This window comes from Streptacidiphilus jeojiensis, from assembly GCF_042510965.1.
Taxonomy (GTDB): domain Bacteria; phylum Actinomycetota; class Actinomycetes; order Streptomycetales; family Streptomycetaceae; genus Streptacidiphilus; species Streptacidiphilus jeojiensis.
This window is the reverse complement of record NZ_JBEUKS010000005.1, coordinates 494,872-511,791: the sequence shown is the minus strand read 5'-3', so window position 1 is coordinate 511,791 and position 16,920 is coordinate 494,872. Positions and strand designations below refer to the sequence as shown.

Below are 16,920 nucleotides of genomic sequence, written 5' to 3'. Positions count from 1 at the left end.
AGCACGGCTCGGCACGCGACGGCGCCGCCCCCGGAGAGAACCGGGGGCGGCGCCGACGGGCTGTCGGGTTCAGGCGTTGCGGCGGGGGAGCAGCTGGACCAGGCCGGCCAGCACCAGCTCCACCCCGGCCAGCGAGGCCAGCCCGAGCTGGAAGGCGTGCGGGAAGCGGTCCGGGGCGGCGTTGCCGAGGGCTCCGTAGAAGACGATGCCGATCAGCGCGATCCCCAGCGCGCCGGCCACCTGCTGGGTGGTGGCCAGCACCCCCGAGGCGGAGCCGGCCAGCTGCGGCTTGACCCGGCTGAGCACGGTGCCGGTCAGCGGGGCGATGACCATCCCCATGCCCAGGCCGTCGACCAGCAGGCCCGGTGCCAGCCAGGCGGCCCCGGCGGTGCCGCCGCCGGTGCCCAGCAGGCCGACGGCCAGCCAGAGCAGCCCCAGGCCCAGGGCCATCAGCAGGGCGCCGACGGTCAGCACGTGACGCCCCATCCGGGCCGCGAGCAGGTGTGCAGTCATCGAGGTGGCCAGATAGCCGCCGCCGATCACGGTGAACACCACGCCCGAGGCCAGCGCGTCCAGGCCGCGGCCCTGCTGCAGGTAGAGCGCCAGGATCAGGAAGAAGGAGCCCTGGCCGAGCCAGAAGGTGAGCTGTGCCAGCGATCCGGCGCTGAAGACGCGCTCCCGGAACAGCCCGGTGTGGACCAGCGGCAGTCCGCCGCGGGCGCTGGCCCGGTGCTGGTGCACGCCGAAGACGGCGAAAAGGACGGCGGAGCCGGCCAGGCAGACCCAGGTCCAGGCCGGCCAGCCCTGCGCCCGGCCCTGGATCAGCGGCAGCACCAGGGTGACCAGGGCGGCGGTGACCAGGGTGACGCCGGCCAGGTCCAGCCTGGGCCGCTGCGGCGCTCGGGACTCCGGGACCACCCGGGGGACCAGCACCAGGGTGGCGACGCCGACCGGGACGTTGATCAGGAAGCAGGACCGCCAGTCCAGGCCGAAGAGGTCGGCGCGGATCAGCACCCCGCCGATGAGCTGGCCGAACACCGCGCCGATGCCCATCGTGAGCCCGTACATCGCGAAGGCCTTGGCCTGGGCCGCGCCGCGGTAGGCGGTCTGCAGGATGACCAGTACCTGCGGTCCCATCAGCGCCGCCGACAGCCCCTGTACGGCGCGGGCGGCGATCAGCACGCCGACGGTGGGGGCCAGGCCGCAGGCCGCTGAGGACAGCGTGAACAGGGTCAGGCCGAGCGCGAAGATCCGGCGGCGTCCGGCGATGTCGCCGATCCGGCCCGCGGTGATCAGCGCGGTGGCCAGGGCCAGGCCGAAGGCGGCGACGATCCACTGGATCGCGGAGGCGCCGGCGCCCAGGTCCGACTGCATGGAGGGGATCGCCACATTGACGATGAAGAAGTCCAGGGCGGTCATGAAGGTCGCGGTCAGCATCACCGGGAGCAGGCCCCGGGGTGTGGTCCCGGCGTCGGCCGCGGCGGCCGGGGCGGGGACGGTGGAGGTGGTCATCAGCGTGCTCCTGATTGCGTAGGGGTGCTGCGGGGAGGGGTCGGGCCCCGCCCGGGGCTGTGGGAGCGGCCCCGGACGGAGTTCTTGGGGGTGCGTCAGGCCTGGCGGATGCCGTCAGGCCGAGGGCACCTTGTCGAGGAAGCCGTGGACCTGCTTGATCCGCCCCCCGGCGTCGGCGACCAGCACGTCGAAGCCGACGACCAGGGCCTCGGCGCCCTGCGGGCCGAGCTCCCAGGTGAAGCGGGCGATGTCGTGGTGCGCGTCGACGGCGCCGCCGAGGGTGAACACCAGCCCGGGGAACTGGGCCTGCACGGCGCCCAGGGTGGCGTCGATGGCGTCCCTGCCCTCCGCGGCCACCAGCGGGTCGGTGTAGCTGCCGTCCTCGGCCCACACCTCGTCGACCAGGCGGCGGCGGGCCGCGGGGTCGGTCTCGTTCCAGGTGGCGAGGTAGCGCTCGGCGAGGTCCTGAAGGTCGCTCATGATCGGGTTCTCCCTGCTGTCCTGACGGTCCGTCTGTCGCCGTCGTCCGGTTGTCCGGTCGTCCTTGCAGGTCAAAAAGCTACGCAGGACGGGAGACCGTCGAATCTGTCGCGCTTAGGTACTTTCCGCAGGGGGGTTGTCAGGGGTGGCAGGTAGGGTGCGTGCAGAGGGAAGGGGGATCCCGGGTTGCTGTACGGACGCGAGGGTGAACAGGCCGCGGTCGAGGCGCTGCTGGCGGGTGCGCGGGCCGGGCGCAGCGGTGTGCTGGTGCTGCGCGGCGAGCCGGGGATCGGCAAGACCGCGCTGCTGGAGCACGCCGTCGAGGCGGCTGCCCCGGACTTCCGGGTGGTGCGCGCCACCGGCGTCGAGTACGAGGCCGATCTGCCCTTCGCCGGGCTGAACCTGCTGCTGTCACCCGCCCTGGACCGGCTGCCCGGGCTGCCGGCCCCGCAGCGCCGGGCGCTGGAACGCGCCTTCGGCCTCAGCGACGAACCCGCGGCCCCGACGGCCGCCCCGGACCGGCTGCTGGCCGGCCTGGCCACCCTCACCCTGCTCGCCGACCTGGCCGAGAAGCAGCCGCTGCTGTGCGTGGTCGACGACGCGCAGTGGCTGGACCACGCCTCGGCCGGGGCGCTGCTGCTCGCGGCCCGGCGGTTGCAGGCCGAGGGCGTGGTGCTGCTCTTCGGCGCACGGGACGGCGAGGGCGCCTGGTCCGCTCCCGGGCTGCCCGAGCTGCGGCTCGGGGCGCTCCCCGCCGAGGCGGCCCGCACCCTGCTGGCCGAGCGCGCCGCAGGTCTGAGCGACCACGCCAGGAGCCGGGTGCTGGCGCAGGCGCACGGCAATCCGCTGGCCCTGAGCGAACTGCCGGCCGCTCCTGGGCCGGAGGGCCCCGTCGCCGGCGCCGGCGCCGGTGTCGAAGCCGCCGGTGCCGTCCCGCTGGCCGGCCAGCTGCAGCTCGCCTACCACGGGCAGGTCAGCAGGCTGCCCGCGGCCACGCAGACCCTGCTGCTGGTCGCGGCGGCCGAGGAGACCGGCGACCTGGACGTGGTCCTGCGCGCCGCCGCCGTGCTCGGCGCAGCCGCGGAGGACCTGCGGGCCGCCGAGCAGGCCGAGCTGGTCCGGACCGCGCCGTCGGAGGCCGGGCAGCGGCTGGTGTTCCGGCACCCGCTGCTGCGCTCGGCCGTGCTCCAGCGGGCCCCGCTGGCCCAGCGGCTGGCCGCGCACCGGGCCCTGGCCGAGGCGCTGGCCGCGCTGCCGGTCCCGGACGCCGAGGGCCGACGGGCCTGGCACCTGGCCCTGGCCGCGACCGGCCCCGACGAACCCACGGCGGCGGCGCTGGAACGGGCCGCCGTGCAGGCCGCCCGGCGCGGCGGGCACGCCGGCGCCGCCTCCGCCTATGAGCGCTCGGCCCGGCTCACCCCGGAGCGGGCGACGGCCACCCGCCGCTACACCTATGCGGCGGAGGCCGCGATCGAGGCGGGCGAGACCGACCGTGCCGCCGAGCTGGCGGTCCGCACCCTGCGCCGGCTGGACCCCGAGGGCAGCACCGCGGGCGGGGCTGACGGCGGGTCGGACGACCGGCTGAGACGGGCCCAGCTGCTGCTGGTGCAGGCCACCGCCCAGTTCTGGCGCGGCTCCGACCAGGGCGCGTTCGATCTGCTGCTGCGCACCGCGGACCTCGCCGCCGACGTGGCGCCCGAGCACCTGGCCCGGGTGCTGATGCAGGCCTTCCATGTCGCCTGGTACCTGGGGGAGGAGCAGGTGGGCGTGGTCTGCGACCGGCTCGGTGCCCTGGCGGAACCGCCCGCCGCCGGGACCGTGGCCGGAGCGGGCCCCGACTCCGGCCCCGGGTCCCATCCCACCGCCGCCCAGGCCGGCTATCTGGTGCAGGTGGTCCGCTCGCTGCTGGGCCGCAGCACGCAGCCGGTACCACCGGTCGCCGACACCGTGGCCCGGGCCCGCGCCGCCGGGGCCGCCGTACCGGTGGACCTGGTGACGGTCTGCGGGGCGACGCTGATCATGGGGCGCGACGACGAGACGCTGCGCCTGGCCGAGGAGCTGGTGGCCGAGGCCCGTGCGGTGGGCGCGGTCGGGGCGCTGCCGACGCTGCTGTTCTTCCTGGCCGAGGGCGAGCTGTTCCAGGGCCGTCCCGCCGAGGCGCTGGCCCACGCCAGCGAGGCGCTGCGGATCGCCGAGGACACCGGGCAGCCGCACTGGGCCGGGCAGTTGCACAGTTTCCTGGCGCAGCTGGCGGCCCTGCGCGGTGACGAGGCGTCAACCCGGCGCAGCGCCGATGCCGCCCACGCGGCCGGCCTGGCCGGGCGTCCCTGGACCCAGTGGTCGCTGGGGCTGCTCGACCTGGGCCTGGGCCGGGCCGAGGAGTGCCTGGGCCGGCTGGAGCCGCTGGTCCACGGCCCGCAGCGGCACCATGTGGCCGGTCTGCGCGCCGTCCCCGACCTGGTCGAGGCGGCAGTGCGGCTGCGTGAGCCGGAGCGCGCCGCCGGGCCGTTCGACTACTTCCGCCGCTGGGCCGCCCGGACCGGGCAGCCCTGGACGGAGGCCCTGGTGCTGCGCTGCGAGGCGCTGCTGGGCGAGGACGCCGACGCCGAGCAGCGCTTCACCGCCGCGCTGCGCCGGCACGAGGAGCAGGACCGCCCCTGGGACCGGGCCCGCACCGCCCTGCTGTACGGCGAGTGGTTGCGTCGCGGCCGCCGCAAGGCCGAGGCCCGGGGTCCGCTGCTGGCCGCCCAGTCGGCGTTCGACCAGCTCGGCGCCGTGCCCTGGGCCGAGCGGGCCCGCTCGGAGCTGGGCGCCACCGGAACCGCCGCCCCGCAGGGCCGGGCCGGGTCCGGGCCGCTGGCCTCGCTCACCCCGCAGGAGTCGCAGATCGTCCGGCTGGCGGCGCAGGGGCTGTCCAACCGGGACATCGCCGCCCAGCTGTTCCTCAGCTCACGGACCGTCGGATACCACCTCTACAAGGCCTACCCCAAGCTCGGCGTCGCCTCGCGCGGGGAACTCGCCGAACTGTTCTGACCGCGGGTCAGCGGTCGCCCGGGAGTATCGCAGGAGTGATTCCGTTCCCCTGCCTGGCCTATTCCGACGGGCCCGATCCGGTCACTGGCTGTCGTATGGAGTGAGCGCTGCGTCAGCGTCCCTGTACGAAAGGCGTCCAACCTCCCATGAGCCAGATCTCACGCACCCTTCTTGTCTCGGCCGCTGCCATGTCCCTGGCGCTGACCGCCGCCGCCTGCGGAAAGGCCGGCAGCTCCTCGTCGAGCTCCTCCGCCTCCGGCTCCGTGGCGGCGAGCTCCCTCTCCGGCAAGGTGGGGCTGCTGCTCCCGGAGAACCAGACCACCCGGTACGAGAAGTTCGACAAGCCCTTCTTCGAAGCCAAGATGAAGGAGCTGGCGCCGAGCGTGACCGTGGACTACGCGAACGCGGCCGGCAGCGCCGCCACCCAGGCCCAGCAGGTCACCACCATGATCAACGCGGGGGTCAAGGTCCTGGTGGTGGACCCGGTCGACGCGGCCGCCATCAAGGCGTCGGTGGTCGCCGCCAGTACCAAGGGGATCAAGGTGGTCAGCTACGACCGCCTCTCCCAGGGGCCGGCCGACGCCTACGTCTCTTTCGACAACATCAAGGTCGGCCAGCTGCAGGGCCAGGGGCTGCTCAACGTCCTCGGCTCCAAGGCCACCCCGACCGCCAAGGTCGTCGAGATCGACGGCGACTCGGCCGACCCCAACGCCGCCGACTTCAAGTCCGGCTTCCAGGGCGTCGTCAAGGGCAAGGTCGACCTTGCCTACGACGCCTCCGGACTGTGGAAGGCCGACGTCGCGGCGCAGAAGGCCGCGGCCGCGATCAACCAGCTGGGCGCCGGCAACATCGCCGCCTTCTACTCGGCCAACGACGGCATGGCCGCCGGTATCGCCACCTCGATGAAGAACGCGGGCATCTCCAACCTGCCGCTCACCGGCCAGGACGCCCAGCTCGACGCCATCCAGCGGATCATGGTGGGCACCCAGAGCTTCACCATCTACAAGGCGTACCAGCCGGAGGCCGACGCCGCGGCGCAGCTCGCGGTGGACCTGATGTCCGGCAACAGCATCAGCAGCCTGGCCACCACCACCAAGACCAACGGCTCCGGCAACAAGGTGCCCTCCGACCTGCTGACGCCGGTGCTGGTCAAGGCCGACAACGTCAAGGACACCGTGGTCAAGGACGGCCTGTACACGGTCGCCCAGATCTGCACCTCCGCCTACGCGGCCGGCTGCAAGGCCAACGGACTCTCATGAGCAGCCCGTTCGCGACCGCCGGCACCGGCGCCGGTGCCGGCGCGGGTGAACCGGTCCTCGCCCTGCGCGGCATCTCCAAACGGTTCGGCGCCGTCCAGGCGCTGACCGACGTCGAGCTGGAGGTGCGCCCGGGCGAGGTGCTGGCCCTGGTCGGTGACAACGGCGCGGGCAAGTCCACCCTGGTCAAGACCATCGCCGGGGTGCACCCGATCGACGACGGCGTCATCGAGTGGGAGGGCAGGCCGGTCTCCATCAACCGGCCGCAGGACGCCCAGCACCTCGGCGTGGCCACCGTCTACCAGGACCTCGCCCTGTGCGACAACCTCGACGTGGTCGGCAACCTCTACCTGGGCCGCGAGCTGAAGCTGCGCGGGCTGCTGGACGAGGTCGCGATGGAGAAGAAGGCGCAGGAGCTGCTGTCCACGCTGGCGATCCGGATCCCCAGCGTGCGGATCCCGGTCGCCAGCCTCTCCGGCGGCCAGCGCCAGGTGGTGGCCATCGCCCGTTCGCTGATCGGCGAGCCGAAGGTCGTCATCCTGGACGAACCGACCGCCGCCCTCGGCGTCGAGCAGACCGCCCAGGTCCTCGACCTGGTCGAGCGGCTGCGCGAGCGCGGTCTCGCGGTGATCCTGATCAGCCACAACATGGCCGACGTCCGCGCGGTCGCGGACCGGGTGGCGGTGCTGCGGCTGGGCAAGAACAACGGCACCTTCCCGGTGCAGCAGACCACCCAGGAGACCATCATCGCCGCGATCACCGGGGCCACCGACAACGCGGTGACCCGGCGTCAGGCGCGTACGGCGGAGGGCGACAGATGAGCGAGATCGACCCCAACGTCACCCCGCCGCCGGCGGTCCCGCCCCCCGTCGACCCCAGGCTGCTGGTGCGCGAGGAGGGGCTCAAGGGCTATCTGACCGAGTTCCAGCGCAAGATCCGCGGCGGCGACCTCGGCTCGCTGCCGGTGATCGTCGGGCTGGTGATCATCTGGATCGTCTTCAGCGTCCAGGACAGCAACTACCTGACCTCGGCCAACTTCGAGTACATCGCCTACTACATGGTGGGCATCGGGCTGCTCTCCATCGGCCTGGTGTTCGTGCTGCTGCTGGGCGAGATCGACCTGTCGGTCGGCTCGGTCAGCGGTCTGGCCGCAGCGGTGTTCGCGGTGCTCTCGGTGAGCCACGGCCTCAACCCCTGGTTCGCCATGGTGATCACACTGCTCACCGGCGCGGCCATCGGCGCGCTGCACGGCTTCGTGTTCGCCAAGATCGGCGTCCCGGCCTTCGTGGTCACCCTGGCCGGGTTCATGGGCTGGCAGGGCTTCATGCTCTGGCTGCTGGGCTCGACCGGCACCATCAACCTGCCGACCGACAGCGGGCCGATGCGCTACCTGTCCGGCAACTCGTTCTTCATGGGCGGTGACATCGCCGGCGGCTACATCCTCGCCGGGCTGGGTGTCGCCGCGTACGTGTTCAGCGCGTTCGGGCTGCAGCGGCGGCGCCGGCAGGCCGGGGTGCCGTACCGCCCCACCACCGAGCTGGCGCTGCGGACGGTGATCCTGGCCATCGGGTCCTTCGGCACCGCGATGATCCTGAACGACCAGAAGGGCGTGCCCAATGCGCTGGTGCTGTTCTCGGTCGCGCTGATCGTCACCAACTTCGTGCTGCGCCGCACCACCTACGGCCGGAAGGTGTTCGCGGTCGGTGGCAACATCGAGGCCAGCCGTCGCGCCGGTATCAGCGTGGCGATGGTCCGGATCACGGTGTTCTCCATCTCCGGTTTCTTCGCCGCGCTGGGCGGGCTGACCATCGCCGGGCAGATCTCCTCGGCGAACCAGGCCGGCTCCGACCCGAACAACCTGATGCTGGCCATCGCGGCCGCGGTCATCGGCGGCACCAGCCTCTTCGGTGGACGCGGCATGGTCTGGTCGGCGCTGCTCGGCATGCTGGTGATCGAGTCGATCAACGCCGGGCTCTACATGCTCGGCCTGGCCAACTCGATCCAGTACATGATCACCGGCGCGGTGCTGCTGGCCGCGGTCATCATCGACTCGCTCTCCCGCCGCACCCAGAAGTCGGCGGGACGCGCCTAGCGTTCCCGGCTGCGGCATTGTGCATGGCTTGTCGCGCACGCTGTTTCAACAGCGTGCGCGCACAGCCACCAACGGCCCGCAGCCGAAGTTCAGGTCCCGGCGAGAGCACGTTCCAGCGGCGTGCGGAACCGCGGTGTGATCCGCTGCCCGCCGATGAACTCCGCCATCCGCCCGGCCTCGGCCGCGACCGCGGCCTCCGCCTCCCCGCCCACATCGTCCAGCAGCCGCCAGACCAGTTCCCCGTCCGGCCGCTGGGCCCAGCCGCCGACGATCCGGCCGTCCCACCAGACCGTCGGCCCGATGTTGCCGGTCCGGTCGAACAACTCGGCGGTGTGCTCGGGCGGGAGGTACCAGTCCCGCTGCGCCCAGCCCATCCCCGTGGGGTCCAGCGCCGGCAGCAGCGCGGCGTACGGCGCGCCGGCAGCCGTCGGGCCGGTGTCCCCGGGCAGGACGTAGCCGGGCTCCTGCCCCTCCAGCGCCACCTCCTCGGCGCCCACCGCGACCAGCGCCTTGCGGACGTCGCCCAGGTTCCAGCCGGTCCACCACTTCAGGTCGGCCACCGTTCCCGGCCCGTACGATGCCAGCCAGCGCCGCGCCAGTTCGGCCCGCGCCTCGGCGGCCGGCAGCTGCGGGAACGGCTCGCCCGGCAGCCAGCGGAACTGGCTGGAGATCCAGCTCCCGCGCGGACGGTCGCGGCGCAGCCGGTTCTCGGCCGCCATGGTCCGCAGGATCCGGCTGGCGACGGCCTGGGTGGCCTCGTAGGGCTTGCCGACCGCGACCGTCACCTGCTCCCGCAGTGCCGGCACCCGGGTGCCCAGCTCGGCGCCGGTCAGCGGCCCGCTCGCGGCCAGCTCGGCGAGGACCGCCCGCTCCGTAGCCGCGAGCCACTTCTCGTCCCAGCCGCCGCCCTCCTTCAGGAAGGCGAGCAGCTTGGTGCGTTCCCTGGCGGCGATCGCCCGCGCCGTGGACGAGTCGACCACCGGGGCGAGGTCCCGCCCCACCACGAACATGGTGCGGCGCATGCACAGCAGCCGTGTCAGCGTCAGGTCCTGGTACAGCGCCTGCTCCAACAGCGCCGGGGTGGCGGAGCCCATCCGCGCGGCGACCGCCAGGAACACCGTCGCCGGATCGGTGGCATGCAGCCCCACCATCGCGTCGGCCGCCTCCTCGGGGGTGGCGGCCCGGGTCGCGGGGGAGAGGAGATGACGGGTCGCCAGCCGGGCCCTGCGCTCTTCGGTCGGGATCTGCACGTCCGTACGCTACCCGTGCGGGCCCCGGAAACCGCTCAACCCCAGCTGCGTCGCATTTATTGATGGTTCGTCAGATTCTGGTTAGCCTCGCGGAAACCGGTGTCCGAACGGCCGCCCCACGCGTGGCCGCGCCGGAGAGGAGCTGTCATGCCCGAGGTTTCCGTCAGCGCTTCCCTGCCCGCCCCCGCGGACAAGGTGTGGGCCGTGATCACCGATTTCGACCGCTTCGGCGAGTGGAACACCATCCACACCGCGTTCCCCAACGGCGCCCCGGCCGAGCTCGCCGTCGGCGCCCAGTACGCCGAGAAGATGACCCTGATGGGGATGCCGACCGAGGCCGCCTGGACCGTGGCGGAGGTCGAACCCGGCAAGTCCTGGGTGCTGGAGGGCAAGGCCCCGATGGGGATCACCCTGCGCCAGCACTACCAGCTGAGCAGCGAGGGCGAGGGCACCCTGCTGACGGTGCAGAGCGAGTTCAAGGGCGCGGCGGTGAACATGATGGCCAACCGGGTCAAGGACGCCACCACGGCCGCCCTCACCGAGTCGCTGCGGAAGCTCACCGCGCTGGTCGCCTAGGGCGGTTCAGGCCGGGGTGCCGCGCCCGTCCGTCCGCTCCGCCGCGGGCGGGCGGTGGACCGCGAGCATGGCGATGTCGTCCCGGGCCGGCCCGCCGCTGTGGCGGAGCACCTCGCGGCAGAGGGTGTCCAGCAGTGGGCCCGGGCTGCCGGGCCGCGCCGTGGCGAGGGCCGTGAGCGGGTCGTAGAACTCGCCCTCCGGCGAGCGGGCCTCGGTCACCCCGTCGGTGAGCAGCAGCAGGGTGGCGCCCCGGGGCAGCCGGACCAGGTCCGCCGGGGTGTCCGCGGTGCCCAGGGTGGTGGCCAGGCCCAGCGGCGGCCGGCGGCGGCCCGGTTCGAGGGTCCAGCTGCGGCGGCCGGTCAGCAGCAGCGGCGGGATGTGGCCGCAGTTGACCAGGCGCAGCACCGACAGGTCGGTGCTGATCTCGACGACCAGGGCGGTGGCGAAGTCCTCGTCGGCGTCGGCGCGGAAGCGCAGGCTGGCGGCGCGCTCCATGGTGCGGTCCAGCCGGGCGGCGACCTCCTCGACGGTGGCGGCGTGCTGGGCGGCCCGGCGGAAGGCGCTCAGCAGGATCGCGGCGACCCCGCCGGCCCCCGGCCCCTTGCCGCGGACGTCGCCGATGAGCAGGCGGATCCCGTGCGGGGTCTGCTGCACCGCATAGAAGTCGCCGCCGATGCCGGTGTCCGGGTCCGCCGCAAGGTAGCGGGCCGCGACCGAGAGCGGTCCGACCTCGGCGGTCACGGCGGCGTTGCTGTTGCTGGCGGGGTGAGGAGCCAGCGCCGCCTGCTGGGCGGCGGCGGAGTCCTCGCCGAGCAGGGCGAGGCGGCGCAGCGGCCGCTGCAGCAGCCGGTCGGCGAACAGGGCGGTCGGGCGTGCGGGTCTGCTGAGGCGTGGGCCGGTCGTCATCGGTCAGACCCCTCCGACCAGCGTCGCCAGCAGACTCGCGAGGTCGGCCCGGGGGTCCTCGGCCCCCTCGGGGACGGCCGCGTAGCTGCGGGCCAGGAACGCCCGCACCTCGGCGCTGCGCAGCCGGAGCATCGCCGCGCCCTCGGGGCCGTGCAGCTCGACCATGGTCCGGTGCGGACCGCAGGGCCAGACATGGACGTCGCCGGCGCCGGCGGGGGCGAGCATCCCCTCGCCGAGCAGGTCCCTGGCGAAGGTCCAGGTCTGTTCGGTACCGTCCAGGCTGATCTCGGCGGGGAAGGTCAGCCGTACGGCGAAGGGGTCCTCGGGACGGTAGCCGAGGCGGGCGACGAAGTCGCAGCTCAGGTCGGCGGTGACGATCAGGCGGGCGTGGACGGTCTGCTCGACGGCGGTGACCATGGGGGCGGCTCCTCGCTGCGGTGCGGCGTGTACAGGAGAAGGACCCGATCGACCCCGCCGCGATTACGCGGAAACCGGGGAATCTGCTGTGACCTGCACCATAGGCAAATCGGCGCTTTGCCCTTTTAGTCGTATCTGTCGCATGTACCGATGAAAGGCTTCCGTGAGCACCACCGGTGAGACCGCCGTGCCCGGCCCCGGCGAAGAGACGGCCATCGAGGCGTACACCCGCACCTACCAGGAGCACCACTCCCGGCTGGTCGCCTACGCCCGCACGCTCACCGGCGACGCATGGCTGGCCGAGGACCTGACCGCGGAGGCCCACTTCCGCGTCTGGCGACGGATCTCGGCGGGTCACCAGGTGGACCACATCCCCGGCTACCTGGCCGCGACCATCCGCAACCTCGCCGTCGACCTCGGCCACGCGCCCAAGGAACTCCCGCAGGGCGACCAGCTGGAACGGCTGCACCCGGCGGAGCCGGCCACGACGCCCGTCCCCCAGGAGGGCGCCTACGCCGTCATGCTCGCGGGGGCGCTGAAGCAGCTTCCGCACCGCTGGGTCCGGGCACTGTGGCTGACCGAGGTCGAGGACTGGAGCCTCGAAGCGGTCGGCGACGACCTGGGCACCAACCGCAACGCCACTGCGGTGCTGCTGCACCGCGCCCGCGAGGGGCTGCGCCAGGCCTTCCTGCGCGCGCAGCCGGGCGCACCGGACGAGGCGAGCTGCGCCGAGCACTGGGAGCGGATCCCGGCCCATGTCCGCGGCACCAGCTCGGCCCGCCAGGACCGCGCGCTGCGCGCCCACGCCGAGGGCTGCGCCGACTGCCGCGCCCGAATAGCCCTGCTGGAGCGCGCCAACCACCGCCTGCCCGCGCTGGTCGGCCCGGCACTCCTGCTGGCCTTCGCCGGCGGCGGCGCCGCACGCTACCTGATCCCGACCGCCGGCGCCCGAGCAGCAGCGCGGGCCCACGGGGCGGGGCATGGCGCCGTCCGGGTCAGCGGCCACGCCGCCGCCAAATCCGGCCCGGCCTCCGGCTCGGTAGGAGCGGGCACCCTCGCCGTAGCGGGCGGCCTCGTCCTCGCCGCCGCAGGCGCGGTAGCCGCCTTCACCCTCACCGGCTCGCACGCCTCCCCACAACCGGCCGCACTAGCCGCCACCCAGCAGAGCACCACCACGCCCGCATCACCGACTCCGGCGAGCACGCCTGCCTCCTCATCGGCGTCCACCTCCACACCCCCGGCAACCACCACCGCCCCGAACCAGGCGGCCGTCACCAGCCCGAGCCCGAGTACCGCAGTCGGCAGCCCCAGCGCAGCAGCAACCACCCAGACGCCCGAAGCAACCGCAACGACCCCGGCCGCCCAACCATCGCCGTCATCCACGCCCCCTGCGGCAAGCCCGACCTCGACACCCCCCTCCCCGACGACGGCATCCCCCACCCCGTCCACCACGCCGACCAGCCCGTCCGAATCCCCATCACCCACCGTGGCCACCCCCACGCCCACCCCCACGCCCACCCCCAGCACAGCGGCAGCATCACCCTCCACCCCCGCCACGACCCCCACCTCCACGCCCCCCACCACCGACCCGACCTGCTGGACCCTCAGCGGCCTCTCGCTGTGCTGGAACCGCTGAGCCCGGCTCACCCGTCATCCATCTCCAACGTCCAGACGATCACGTCAGGGACTGGTCTGTGTAGGCCTGGCTGGCGCCGCGTCAGCCCAGCTCACGGTGGTGCAACAAGGTGCGGAGTCGCAATTCGTGGCGTGTCTGACCGGACGTGGCGTCGACGATGGCTGCGGCACCGGCCCATACAGCTCCGGAGTCGACAACCAGTCGGCGCGCAGTGCGTGCCGTGGCGGCGGTTTCCACCCAGTCGTCGACGAAGAGGACCGGTACGCCTGGGCGAAGAGCCCGCCGTCGTACTTGCCAGGTGATCGTGCGGGACAGGTAGTCGGGGGGCGTGCTGCGAAGCAGGAACGCGTCCTCGTTGGTCTTCTCGTTCGCCGCGTCCCTGCGCATCTCCACGAAGCCGGCGTTGAGCGGAATCGCTGTCAGTGGTCCGAGTAGGAATCCAGTGGCGGAAGGTGAGATCACGAGCGAGGAGGAAGGCAGAACGTGCAGGTCTGCCAGGGCAGGTCCCAATAAGGCGAGTATCTGAGGATCCGCCCACCACGCGGACATGTCCGCGAGGCCTCCTCGCCAGGCGAAGAGCTCGCGAAGGCGTCTGCGAAGTTGATCCCTAACGAGCCCGTCTGCCATGACCGGGATCATCGCGGTCCCCGGCTCGGCGCAGCAACGGCATTTCTGCGGGACACCCCTATGCCGCAGGCCTGCCCCAGGGTAGGCATGTTGGTGTGTTGGTCAGGGATGTCGAGGAGATTGAGCGGGCCCGTGAAGGGCTCGTAGGAGACAGGTCGGAGGCCGTCGGCGATCTCGGCCACGCAGGGAAGCCGGTGGACCTGTCCCACCGGCGCTGGGGCCGCTCAGGGTAAATGCGTTGCGGCGTACTGACGGTCCGTGAGACCACTGCCGGCATGAAGGACTACGTGCCGATGGACAGCTTTGGTGCCGAAGGTGCCGCGGACTACGACGACACCATGCGCGGCGATGAGGAGCAGACCGTCGCCTTCCTGGCAGAGCTGGCCGGTGGCGGACCCGCGTTGGAACTCGCGATCGGGACCGGGCGGATCGCACTGCCGCTGACGGCCCGGGGTGTGCGCGTCGACGGTGTCGATCTCTCCCCTGAGATGGTCGCTCAGCTGCGGGGCAAGCCCGGTGGCACGAACCTGCGGGTGGTCATGGGTGACATCTCCGATCCACCGGTCGAGGGCGAGTACTCGTTGGTCTACCTGATCTTCAACACCCTGTTCAACCTGCTCACGCAGGACCAGCAGGTCCGCTGCTTCCAGAGCGCGGCCCGGCACCTCAGCGATGACGGGGTGTTCGTCGTCGAGGGATTCACTCCCGGCTATCTCCACCGGCTCCGCGACGACCAGTACGTGGACGCCGAACGGATCGACGGGGCACGGGTCAAGCTCGACGTCGGGCGGCATGACCCGGTCGCCCAGATGCTCGACGAGAGCCATATCCACCTGTCCGGTCAGGGAGTCAAGCTCTTCCCTGTCGTCTGCCGCTACGTCTGGCCGAGCGAGCTGGACCTCATGGCCCGCATCGCCGGGCTACGACTCAAGGAGCGCTGGGGCGGCTGGCAGCGCGAACCGTTCACAGCAGCCAGCCGGAACTGCATCTCGGTCTACGCACACTGACAGTCAGGCCAGGCGCTGGTGGGGGTGTCTCCAGCCGGACCATCGCATGACGTGCTCGGGTCGGCTGCGGTTCGGGCAGGACGGGGCCCGCAGGAGTCGCAGGTCAGGCGTTGTCGGAAGGCTCAGGGGTATGGTTCGCATCATGCCTACAGCACTCATCACCGGCGCGACGGCCGGAATCGGGGCGGCGTTTGCGCGGCGTCTGGCGAAGGACGGGCTGGATCTGGTTCTGGTTGCTCGGGACGGGGGTCGGTTGGACGAGAGCGCGGACGTGCTGGGCAAGCAGTACGGCGTCGGGGTGGAGACCCTCGTCGCCGATCTGGCGACCGACGAGGGCATCGCCGCCGTCGAGGCCAGGCTGGGCGATGCCGGGAAGCCGGTGGACCTGTTGGTGAACAATGCCGGGTTCGGGCTCAAGGACCCGTTCCTGGTGGTGCCGCTGGCCGACGAGCTGGCGATGGTGAAGCTGCACATCGAGGCGGTGCTGCGGCTCACCACGGCCGCGCTGCCCGGGATGCGCGAGCGCGGGCGCGGCTACGTGATCAATGTCGCCTCCGTCGCGGCCTTCGTGCCGCGCGGCACCTACGGGGCGAGCAAGGCGTGGGTGGTCCAGTTCAGCCAGTCCGTCTCCCGCGACCTGACCGGCACCGGGGTGCGGGTGCTCGCGCTCTGCCCCGGGTTCACCCACACCGAGTTCCACCAGCGGGCCCAGGTCGACATGAAGGACGTCGGCGGGTGGATGTGGCTGGACGCCGACCGGGTGGTGGACGACGCGATGCGCGACCTGGCTCGCGGACGGACCGTCAGCATCCCCTCCGGCCGCTACAAGGCGCTGGTCGCCGCCGCCCGCAAGGCGCCGCTGGAGGCGTTGGCCGGACTGTCCTCCCGGGCCGGCCGCCGCCTCGACCGGCGCTGAGGGCCCCGGCCGTGCCCGCGGAGCGCCGCAGCCTGCGCGACCAGGTCAACCAGGCGCTGCGGGCCGCCCTGGCGGCGGGCGAGCTGGTGCCCGGCGCCGTCTACTCGGCGCCGGTGCTCGCGGCGCGGTTCGGCGTGTCGGCGACGCCGGTCCGTGAGGCGATGCTCGACCTGGCCAAGGAGGGCCTGGTGCGGGCGGTGCCCAACAAGGGCTTCCGGGTCGTCGAGGTCACCGAGCGGGACCTGGCCGAACTGCTGGAGATCCGCGCCCTGTTGGAGGCCCCCAGCGCGGTCCAGGTGGCCCGCAGTGCGAGCCGGGCCCAGTTGGAGTCGCTGCTCGGCCCGGCCCGTACCGGGGGCGACCGCGGCTTCCACGAGGCCCTGCTGACGCTGGCCGGGAACCGGCACCTGGTGGTGCTGGTCGGCGAGCTCCGGAGCCGGGGTGCGCGCTGCGGCGGGGCGGCGGCCGGGCACGAGCAGCTGGTCGAGTTGATGCTGGCCCGGGACCTGGACGGCGTGGAGGCGCTGATGCACCGTCATCTGGTGGGTTGAGCAGCCGCATTGAGAAAGAGCGTCGAGCGAGCACAGAGGGCCGGCCGGCCCCCGAGGGGGACCGGTCGGCCCTTGGCTGTGCTACTGCTGTGACGTTTCTTCAGGCTCCCCCGGGGCGCCGTCAGATCGCGTCGTCCTCCCGCACCGCGCGGCGGGCGTCCGGGTCGAGCACGCCCCAGCTGATCAGCTGGTCGACGAGCAGCGAGGCCGGCTGGTCGTAGATCACGGCCAGGGTGCGCAGGTCGTCCTGGCGGATCGACAGCACCTTGCCGTTGTAGTCGCCGCGCTGGCTCTGGATGGTCGCCGCGTAGCGCTGCAGCGGGCCGGCCTTCTCGGACGGGACCTGGGAGAGTCGCTCCAGGTCGAGCACCAGGCGCGGCGGCGGCTCGGCCGCACCGCCCGGGGTGCTGCCGGGCAGCAGTTCCTGCACCGGAACCCCGTAGAACTCGGCCAGCTCGGCCAGGCGCTGCACCGTGACGGCGCGGTCCCCGCGCTCGTACGAGCCGACGACCACGGCCTTCCAGCGGCCCTGGGACTTCTCCTCGACGCCGTGCAGTGACAAGCCCTGCTGGGTGCGGATCGCTCGCAGCTTGCCGCCAAGCTGCTTCGCGTAGTCGCTGGACAAATGGTCTCCCCGGACGAGATGTGGCGTGACGCTGTG

At 72.8% G+C, this 16,920-nt stretch carries 16 protein-coding genes; 9 read left to right on the top strand and 7 right to left on the bottom strand.

The window, feature by feature from the left end; all coding sequences use genetic code 11:
- Positions 1-69: 69 nt before the first annotated feature.
- Together ABUW04_RS17300 and ABUW04_RS17295 are read right to left on the bottom strand one after the other, a co-directional pair.
- Positions 70-1,512, bottom strand: coding sequence for an MFS transporter (locus ABUW04_RS17300; RefSeq protein WP_380565605.1), 1,443 nt, complete (start codon positions 1,510-1,512; stop codon positions 70-72).
- A gap of 114 nt (positions 1,513-1,626) precedes the next feature.
- Complete coding sequence (locus ABUW04_RS17295; protein ID WP_380565604.1) at positions 1,627-1,992, bottom strand: nuclear transport factor 2 family protein; 366 nt, start codon at positions 1,990-1,992, stop codon at positions 1,627-1,629.
- 186 nt (positions 1,993-2,178) lie between these two features.
- Here ABUW04_RS17295 and ABUW04_RS17290 point away from each other — a divergent pair, with 186 nt between their 5' ends.
- The 4 genes from ABUW04_RS17290 to ABUW04_RS17275 all read left to right on the top strand — a co-directional run bounded on the left by ABUW04_RS17290 (position 2,179) and on the right by ABUW04_RS17275 (position 8,373).
- Positions 2,179-5,025, top strand: coding sequence for an ATP-binding protein (locus ABUW04_RS17290; protein WP_380565603.1), 2,847 nt, complete (start codon positions 2,179-2,181; stop codon positions 5,023-5,025).
- 146 nt (positions 5,026-5,171) lie between these two features.
- Positions 5,172-6,284: a substrate-binding domain-containing protein gene (locus ABUW04_RS17285; protein WP_030248790.1), complete on the top strand. Its 1,113-nt coding sequence runs from the start codon at positions 5,172-5,174 to the stop codon at positions 6,282-6,284.
- The gene (locus ABUW04_RS17280; RefSeq protein ID WP_051724790.1) at positions 6,281-7,102 is read left to right on the top strand and encodes an ATP-binding cassette domain-containing protein; all 822 of its coding nucleotides are present in this window, start codon (positions 6,281-6,283) and stop codon (positions 7,100-7,102) included. The genes ABUW04_RS17285 and ABUW04_RS17280 overlap by 4 nt, the downstream gene beginning before the upstream one ends.
- Entirely contained in the window at positions 7,099-8,373 is a 1,275-nt protein-coding gene (locus tag ABUW04_RS17275) for a sugar ABC transporter permease (protein WP_051724791.1), read from the top strand. The genes ABUW04_RS17280 and ABUW04_RS17275 overlap by 4 nt, the downstream gene beginning before the upstream one ends.
- 89 nt (positions 8,374-8,462) lie before the next feature.
- Here the strand turns inward: ABUW04_RS17275 and ABUW04_RS17270 are convergent, their stop codons facing one another.
- A complete protein-coding gene (locus ABUW04_RS17270; RefSeq protein ID WP_380565602.1) occupies positions 8,463-9,623 on the bottom strand; it encodes a winged helix DNA-binding domain-containing protein in 1,161 nt (386 codons plus the stop codon).
- A 147-nt stretch (positions 9,624-9,770) separates the two neighbouring features.
- Between ABUW04_RS17270 and ABUW04_RS17265 the strand changes: the two genes are divergently transcribed.
- A complete protein-coding gene (locus tag ABUW04_RS17265) occupies positions 9,771-10,199 on the top strand; it encodes a type II toxin-antitoxin system Rv0910 family toxin (protein ID WP_030248796.1) in 429 nt (142 codons plus the stop codon).
- Positions 10,200-10,205: 6 nt separating this feature from the next.
- On the opposite strand, the gene ABUW04_RS17260 is transcribed toward ABUW04_RS17265, so the two are convergent.
- On the bottom strand, positions 10,206-11,105 hold the full coding sequence (locus tag ABUW04_RS17260; RefSeq protein WP_380565601.1) for a PP2C family protein-serine/threonine phosphatase: 900 nt from the start codon (positions 11,103-11,105) through the stop codon (positions 10,206-10,208).
- A gap of 3 nt (positions 11,106-11,108) precedes the next feature.
- Positions 11,109-11,522 carry an SsgA family sporulation/cell division regulator gene (locus ABUW04_RS17255; protein WP_380565600.1) on the bottom strand — a complete coding sequence of 138 codons (414 nt, stop codon included), beginning with the start codon at positions 11,520-11,522 and terminating at the stop codon, positions 11,109-11,111.
- 163 nt (positions 11,523-11,685) lie between these two features.
- Here ABUW04_RS17255 and ABUW04_RS17250 point away from each other — a divergent pair, with 163 nt between their 5' ends.
- Positions 11,686-13,158, top strand: a complete 1,473-nt coding sequence (locus ABUW04_RS17250) for a sigma factor (protein WP_380565599.1) — start codon at positions 11,686-11,688, stop codon at positions 13,156-13,158.
- An 81-nt stretch (positions 13,159-13,239) separates the two neighbouring features.
- Here the strand turns inward: ABUW04_RS17250 and ABUW04_RS17245 are convergent, their stop codons facing one another.
- Entirely contained in the window at positions 13,240-13,707 is a 468-nt protein-coding gene (locus ABUW04_RS17245; RefSeq protein WP_380565598.1) for an adenine phosphoribosyltransferase, read from the bottom strand.
- A 371-nt stretch (positions 13,708-14,078) separates the two neighbouring features.
- On the opposite strand from ABUW04_RS17245, the gene ABUW04_RS17240 reads away from it, so the two are divergent.
- The 3 genes from ABUW04_RS17240 (at position 14,079) to ABUW04_RS17230 (ending at position 16,259) form a co-directional block, all read left to right on the top strand.
- Complete coding sequence (locus tag ABUW04_RS17240; protein ID WP_380565597.1) at positions 14,079-14,792, top strand: class I SAM-dependent DNA methyltransferase; 714 nt, start codon at positions 14,079-14,081, stop codon at positions 14,790-14,792.
- A gap of 142 nt (positions 14,793-14,934) precedes the next feature.
- A complete protein-coding gene (locus ABUW04_RS17235) occupies positions 14,935-15,708 on the top strand; it encodes an SDR family NAD(P)-dependent oxidoreductase (RefSeq protein WP_380565596.1) in 774 nt (257 codons plus the stop codon).
- An 11-nt stretch (positions 15,709-15,719) separates the two neighbouring features.
- Positions 15,720-16,259, top strand: a complete 540-nt coding sequence (locus ABUW04_RS17230; RefSeq protein WP_232241991.1) for a GntR family transcriptional regulator — start codon at positions 15,720-15,722, stop codon at positions 16,257-16,259.
- Positions 16,260-16,380: 121 nt separating this feature from the next.
- On the opposite strand, the gene bldD is transcribed toward ABUW04_RS17230, so the two are convergent.
- Positions 16,381-16,884 (bottom strand): transcriptional regulator BldD, encoded by a 504-nt coding sequence (gene bldD, locus ABUW04_RS17225; protein WP_030248810.1) that lies wholly within the window; start codon positions 16,882-16,884, stop codon positions 16,381-16,383.
- Positions 16,885-16,920: the final 36 nt, after the last annotated feature.